The sequence below is a fragment of the Bacillus sp. JS genome, from assembly GCF_000259365.1.
Classification (GTDB): Bacteria; Bacillota; Bacilli; order Bacillales; family Bacillaceae; genus Bacillus; species Bacillus stercoris.
Genome location: NC_017743.1, coordinates 156,145 through 162,500, shown reverse-complemented (window position 1 = coordinate 162,500; position 6,356 = coordinate 156,145). Strand labels below are relative to the sequence as shown.

Below are 6,356 nucleotides of genomic sequence, written 5' to 3'. Positions count from 1 at the left end.
ATATCCTTAGAAAGGAGGTGATCCAGCCGCACCTTCCGATACGGCTACCTTGTTACGACTTCACCCCAATCATCTGTCCCACCTTCGGCGGCTGGCTCCTAAAAGGTTACCTCACCGACTTCGGGTGTTACAAACTCTCGTGGTGTGACGGGCGGTGTGTACAAGGCCCGGGAACGTATTCACCGCGGCATGCTGATCCGCGATTACTAGCGATTCCAGCTTCACGCAGTCGAGTTGCAGACTGCGATCCGAACTGAGAACAGATTTGTGGGATTGGCTTAACCTCGCGGTTTCGCTGCCCTTTGTTCTGTCCATTGTAGCACGTGTGTAGCCCAGGTCATAAGGGGCATGATGATTTGACGTCATCCCCACCTTCCTCCGGTTTGTCACCGGCAGTCACCTTAGAGTGCCCAACTGAATGCTGGCAACTAAGATCAAGGGTTGCGCTCGTTGCGGGACTTAACCCAACATCTCACGACACGAGCTGACGACAACCATGCACCACCTGTCACTCTGCCCCCGAAGGGGACGTCCTATCTCTAGGATTGTCAGAGGATGTCAAGACCTGGTAAGGTTCTTCGCGTTGCTTCGAATTAAACCACATGCTCCACCGCTTGTGCGGGCCCCCGTCAATTCCTTTGAGTTTCAGTCTTGCGACCGTACTCCCCAGGCGGAGTGCTTAATGCGTTAGCTGCAGCACTAAGGGGCGGAAACCCCCTAACACTTAGCACTCATCGTTTACGGCGTGGACTACCAGGGTATCTAATCCTGTTCGCTCCCCACGCTTTCGCTCCTCAGCGTCAGTTACAGACCAGAGAGTCGCCTTCGCCACTGGTGTTCCTCCACATCTCTACGCATTTCACCGCTACACGTGGAATTCCACTCTCCTCTTCTGCACTCAAGTTCCCCAGTTTCCAATGACCCTCCCCGGTTGAGCCGGGGGCTTTCACATCAGACTTAAGAAACCGCCTGCGAGCCCTTTACGCCCAATAATTCCGGACAACGCTTGCCACCTACGTATTACCGCGGCTGCTGGCACGTAGTTAGCCGTGGCTTTCTGGTTAGGTACCGTCAAGGTACCGCCCTATTCGAACGGTACTTGTTCTTCCCTAACAACAGAGCTTTACGATCCGAAAACCTTCATCACTCACGCGGCGTTGCTCCGTCAGACTTTCGTCCATTGCGGAAGATTCCCTACTGCTGCCTCCCGTAGGAGTCTGGGCCGTGTCTCAGTCCCAGTGTGGCCGATCACCCTCTCAGGTCGGCTACGCATCGTCGCCTTGGTGAGCCATTACCTCACCAACTAGCTAATGCGCCGCGGGTCCATCTGTAAGTGGTAGCCGAAGCCACCTTTTATGTTTGAACCATGCGGTTCAAACAAGCATCCGGTATTAGCCCCGGTTTCCCGGAGTTATCCCAGTCTTACAGGCAGGTTACCCACGTGTTACTCACCCGTCCGCCGCTAACATCAGGGAGCAAGCTCCCATCTGTCCGCTCGACTTGCATGTATTAGGCACGCCGCCAGCGTTCGTCCTGAGCCAGGATCAAACTCTCCGATAAAGTAGTTTGACTGACTACGCACATCGCTGTGCGATTTATAAAAAAATGAATTAACAGGTACGTTTTGTCTTGTTTAGTTTTCAAAGATCATTACAGCCACTTAACGAAGCAGCTTTATTACTATAACATTTAGCCTCTTTTAAGTCAACAACTTTTTTCAAAGTATTTAATGAAGCTTTTAGTTGATGTCAGCTGTTTCTCAGCGACGAATAATAATATACCACGGATATTATCAAAAGGTCAACAACCAATTTAGGCTATATGTGAAGAAACATTTTATCGGTTATATTCAATTGGCCATGCTCATAAGATGTAAAACAAGAATGATGGACAAGATAAGGAGGCATCATCAGTGAATCACTTCTATGTGTGGCATATTAAACGGGTGAAACAATTAATTATTATACTTATCGCCGCATTTGCAGCAGCCAGCTTTTTTTATATCCAAAGAGCTGTCCCGCTCCCCGTGTTTTCAACTGACACCGGGCCTAAAGCCATTTATAAAGGAGAAACAGACTCTAAAGATATTTCACTTACTTTCGATATCAGCTGGGGTGATGAGAGAGCAGAACCTATACTTAATACTCTGAAAGCAAACGGGATTAAAAATGCGACGTTTTTCCTTTCAGCTTCTTGGGCAGAACGGCATCCCGACACAGTGGCCCGTATCGTAAAGGATGGCCATCAAATCGGGAGCATGGGCTATGCTTATAAAAACTATGCCAATTTAGAGAGCAGCGAAATAAAAAAGGACATAAATCGCTCGCAAACAGCATTTGAAAAGTTAGGAGTCAAAGACATCCAGCTATTACGACCTCCTACCGGCCAATTCAATAAGAATGTTCTAAAGGTCGCAAAGCAATACAATTATACAGTTGTTCATTACAGTGTGAACTCTCAAGACTGGACAAATCCCGGAGTTGAAAAAATCATCGACAATGTGACCAAGCAAGTGTCCGGGGGAGACATTATTCTTTTACATGCCTCCGATTCGGCAAAACAAACAGAAGAAGCGTTGCCTGATATCATCCATCAGCTGAAAGAAAAAGGATTAAAAAATGTAACCGTGGGTGATCTCATCGCAAATTCTGATGCCAAATCCGCAGAGGTAAAGTAATTACTTCTCTGCAAACTTAGGCAGCATCAACAATTGGAAGGCATTACACGCCATTAACGGAAATAGCATTAAATAAAGCCAGTCCTCATCATTTACTCTTAATGCAGGGAACCATTCTAAAGCGGTAATCACAACCATCAAAAACAACGATGACACAAATGTTTTCTTAGAGGACTGCTTTTGCTTTAAATAAGCTGTAATTACTCCAAAGATCAATAAAAACAATGGTAACCACGCATAGCCAGCCATTGAATCTCCACTTTCTCCAAAAAACAAAAAACGCACGTACATTAAATCAAAAGCAACAAACAGGATGAAAAACAACTGAAGCAAATTCCATAAAGATGAGGATCTTAATATCTCAAGCGCAAACCGATGAACTGTTAAAAACACGAAAAACCCCATTTGGCTGATCACACTGAAAATCATGCCTACACCGATAAACCAAAATAAAACAGAGAAAATCTGTCCCGCTTCAAATGTTAGAAACAGCCCTCTGTATTCTCCCCATTTTAAAGCAAAACCCACAATACTCGTGATAAGCGCTCCGACAGCTAAAATAGAAAAGAAAAAACGAACTAAACCACGGCTTTTCATTTCTTTATTCATCCCCTCAAAAATCGCGAACAGCGATATTTTGTTATGTATAATTCCTAACAGATGAATCATATTAAAGGTAAGACAAGTATGTGAAAGGAGCTTAAGCATGTCAAAAGCCAAAACGCTATTGATAAGCTGTTTTTTGTTATTATCTGTAACAGCTTGCGCTCCAAAAGACCAAGCAGCGGATATGGACTATGATCAGACCAAAAAAATGGTTGTTGATATATTAAAAACTGATGATGGAAAAAAAGCCATTAAGGAATTATTAAATGATGATGCCATGAATGAAGCGCTGGTGATTGACCAAGATGCGATTAAAGGAACAATAGAAAAAACACTCACATCTAAAAAAGGCGAAGAATTTTGGAAAAACATCTTTGAAGACACTGATTTTGCTGAGGGCTTTGCCAAAACTCTTCAGACAGAGCATGAAAAGGTGATTAAAAAGCTGATGAAGGATCCAGATTACCAAAAGATGCTGATGAACGTTATGCAGGATCCTGGTATGGATAAAAAGTACAGTCAGCTGGCAAAAAGCCAAGAATTCCGCAGTTATTTAGAAGAGGTTATTAACGAAACACTTTCTAGTCCGCTTTACAAAAAACAGTTCGAAGATGAACTGAAAAAAGCAGCAAAAGACACTGCCAAAGAAAGTGAATAAAGGGAAAGCCGGGATCTGGAATCCCGGTTCACTTTTTTATACTTGCACTGACATTTTTGCATCTATTTTTTTTGCGATGTCTTGATATATTTCTCCGATGGGATGATTTTCGTCATAAACAGACGGCGCAAATTGGTCCTTATCCCAATCGGGCTGCTTCAATGGGATTCTGCCCAGCAAAGGTACATTTAGTTCCTCAGCCAGTTTATCTCCCCCGCCTTTACCAAAGACATATTCTCTTTCCCCTGTCTTTGCACTTTCATAATAGGCCATGTTCTCTATGACCCCTACGACCTCATGATCGGTTTTAATCGCCATAGAGCCCGCTCTGGCCGCGACAAAAGCAGCTGTCGGATGCGGCGTCGATACGATGACTTCTTTGCAGCTCGGAAGCATTGTATGTACATCGAGAGCAACGTCCCCTGTACCAGGCGGAAGATCAAGAACGATATAGTCTACTTCTCCCCACTCTACTTCGTGGAAAAAGTTATTCAGCATTTTGCCAAGCATCGGCCCTCTCCATACGACCGGAGCATTTTCTTCTACGAAAAAGCCCATTGACATGACCTTTACTCCGAAGCGCTCAACAGGAAGAAGTTTCTCTCCCTCAACCGTTGGACGCACAGTGATACCCATCATATCCGGTACACTGAAGCCATAAATATCTGCATCAATTAAACCGACCTTTTTCCCAAGGCGAGCCAAAGAAATAGCTAGGTTTACTGACACAGTTGACTTGCCTACGCCGCCTTTTCCGCTTGCTACAGCAAGAAAGACTGGCGGGTTATCCATATTTAATAATGTTTTTTTCTCAGCTGACGGCGCTCGGAATTTAGCAACCGTTTCTTCAGGCAGCTCTTCAAATCGAAGGCCGACCGTCTCAGCTCCTGCCCCTTTTAATGCGTTTACGATCTCTTGCTGAATCTGCATTTGTTCTGCAGTTCCTGTTTTTGCAAGAGCGATTTTTACACTGACATGCCGTTTTTCAGGCTTTATTTTAATTTCCTTAACGGCATCCAATTCTCCCAGAGGTCTTTGAAGAAAAGGTTCGCGCATTTCTCCGACTAGTTTTCTTACTTCATCTTCTCTTATCATCGAACCTCACCCTTTTGTGTATTCGTTTACAATTATTATTATATCATACATAAATGGCGGGTGTCTTATGCTTAGAACTGCAAGTAAACCCTCCTTATTCCGGAGGGTCTCCTTTTTCTGTGAAATATCGCAAAATGCCTTTATATATGGAAGATGCCACTTTATCTTGATATTTCGGTTTACCGAGCAGCGTTGCTTCACTTGGATTGGATAAAAATCCGACTTCTATAAGCGCTCCCGGTTTAGTGACGTTTTGCATTAAGTAGATACCATGAATACGCTTTGCTTTCCGGGTCGTGTTTTCAAGGTTTCTTCTCAGCTCATCCTGAATGTATTTTGCGACTTTTTCATTTTCCGCATATTTTCCGTAATAAAAGCTTTGGGCTCCGCTCCATTTTTGCGACGGAATCGCATTGAGATGAATGCTGATATAGAGCTCTGCCTCTGAATGATTTATTAATTTGACCCGCTGTCTTAGGTCTTCCGCTTTACGTCTGCTATAACCCTTCGTTCCTTCAGGAGCGAGATCAGTATCACTTTCTCTGGTCATGATCACAAGCGCTCCTTGTTCTTGTAGATAATCCCTGACTCTAAACGCGACTTCCAGGGTAACATCCTTCTCTAACAGCTTTCCGCCGACTGCTCCGCCGTCAGGCCCGCCATGCCCTGGATCTAGGTAAATGATTTTCCCGCTCAAGGGCAGGCTCCACGGCTTCCAAGAATCATTATTGCTGAACTGATACTTGAACAGAAATAGTAATACGATGAAGCCTAGCAAAAAACTGAGCCATTTAAGCTTTTTCCTCATCCCTTCCCCTCCCGCTTGTCCGTTATTACATAACTATGGGACAGGGCCGGGAAATATGATTACCGCATGCGAAGCTTACACTGTTTTTCTCTTTGAACAAACCCTGCTGTCCACCAATCTTTAATGAACTTGCGTGCCGCTTCATAAACAGTGTTTTTATCAAATGTTGCGTATTGCTCGTGTATCCAATTATAGAGATAATCAAAAAACTCCATTCGAAGCTCTTCTTCTTCTCTTGCAGAGCGGGCACTGATACTTTGCATGGATTCTCCGTAATAGCCGAATATCCCAAAACGTCCGCCTAACAAATAGGCTTCAATCGCAAAATCAATACAGCCTTCGCTAATTATATCTCGTTCATCATGTAAAAAAGGGAATAATGGTTCCAAACAATCCTTAACAGACTGGATAATTTGTCTCAGAGAGAGTTCTTTGAGCAAGTTCTTTTCTAATTCAAAATCCTTTTGCCGTTTCACATCCATAAAAGACAGTACTTCTGCCATATAAATTCA

General features: G+C 44.1%; 6 protein-coding genes and 1 rRNA gene. 2 read left to right on the top strand and 5 right to left on the bottom strand.

Going from position 1 to position 6,356, the window contains the following annotated elements:
* Positions 1–10: 10 nt before the first annotated feature.
* Positions 11–1,560 (bottom strand): 16S ribosomal RNA (locus tag MY9_RS00950).
* Between the two features lie 352 nt (positions 1,561–1,912).
* Between MY9_RS00950 and pdaB the strand changes: the two genes are divergently transcribed.
* Entirely contained in the window at positions 1,913–2,677 is a 765-nt protein-coding gene (gene pdaB, locus MY9_RS00945; RefSeq protein WP_041521236.1) for a polysaccharide deacetylase family sporulation protein PdaB, read from the top strand.
* On the opposite strand, the gene kbaA is transcribed toward pdaB, so the two are convergent.
* Positions 2,678–3,274, bottom strand: a complete 597-nt coding sequence (gene kbaA / locus MY9_RS00940; protein ID WP_041521235.1) for a KinB-signaling pathway activation protein — start codon at positions 3,272–3,274, stop codon at positions 2,678–2,680.
* Positions 3,275–3,383: 109 nt separating this feature from the next.
* On the opposite strand from kbaA, the gene gerD reads away from it, so the two are divergent.
* On the top strand, positions 3,384–3,941 hold the full coding sequence (gene gerD / locus MY9_RS00935) for a spore germination lipoprotein GerD (RefSeq protein WP_014662546.1): 558 nt from the start codon (positions 3,384–3,386) through the stop codon (positions 3,939–3,941).
* Between the two features lie 36 nt (positions 3,942–3,977).
* Here the strand turns inward: gerD and salA are convergent, their stop codons facing one another.
* The 3 genes from salA to MY9_RS00920 form a co-directional block, all read right to left on the bottom strand.
* Entirely contained in the window at positions 3,978–5,036 is a 1,059-nt protein-coding gene (gene salA, locus MY9_RS00930; protein WP_014662545.1) for an iron-sulfur carrier protein/transcriptional regulator SalA, read from the bottom strand.
* A 94-nt stretch (positions 5,037–5,130) separates the two neighbouring features.
* Positions 5,131–5,844 (bottom strand): N-acetylmuramoyl-L-alanine amidase CwlD, encoded by a 714-nt coding sequence (gene cwlD, locus MY9_RS00925; RefSeq protein WP_014662544.1) that lies wholly within the window; start codon positions 5,842–5,844, stop codon positions 5,131–5,133.
* A 59-nt stretch (positions 5,845–5,903) separates the two neighbouring features.
* Positions 5,904–6,347 carry a YbaK family protein gene (locus tag MY9_RS00920; protein WP_014662543.1) on the bottom strand — a complete coding sequence of 148 codons (444 nt, stop codon included), beginning with the start codon at positions 6,345–6,347 and terminating at the stop codon, positions 5,904–5,906.
* Positions 6,348–6,356 lie beyond the last annotated feature (9 nt).

Coding starts and splice junctions, on each gene's coding strand:
- kbaA (WP_041521235.1), bottom strand. CDS start 3,274: ATGAAAAGCCGTGGTTTAGTTCGTTTTTTCTTTTCTATTTTAGCTGTC.
- gerD (WP_014662546.1), top strand. CDS start 3,384: ATGTCAAAAGCCAAAACGCTATTGATAAGCTGTTTTTTGTTATTATCT.
- salA (WP_014662545.1), bottom strand. CDS start 5,036: ATGATAAGAGAAGATGAAGTAAGAAAACTAGTCGGAGAAATGCGCGAA.
- cwlD (WP_014662544.1), bottom strand. CDS start 5,844: ATGAGGAAAAAGCTTAAATGGCTCAGTTTTTTGCTAGGCTTCATCGTA.
- MY9_RS00920 (WP_014662543.1), bottom strand. CDS start 6,347: ATGGCAGAAGTACTGTCTTTTATGGATGTGAAACGGCAAAAGGATTTT.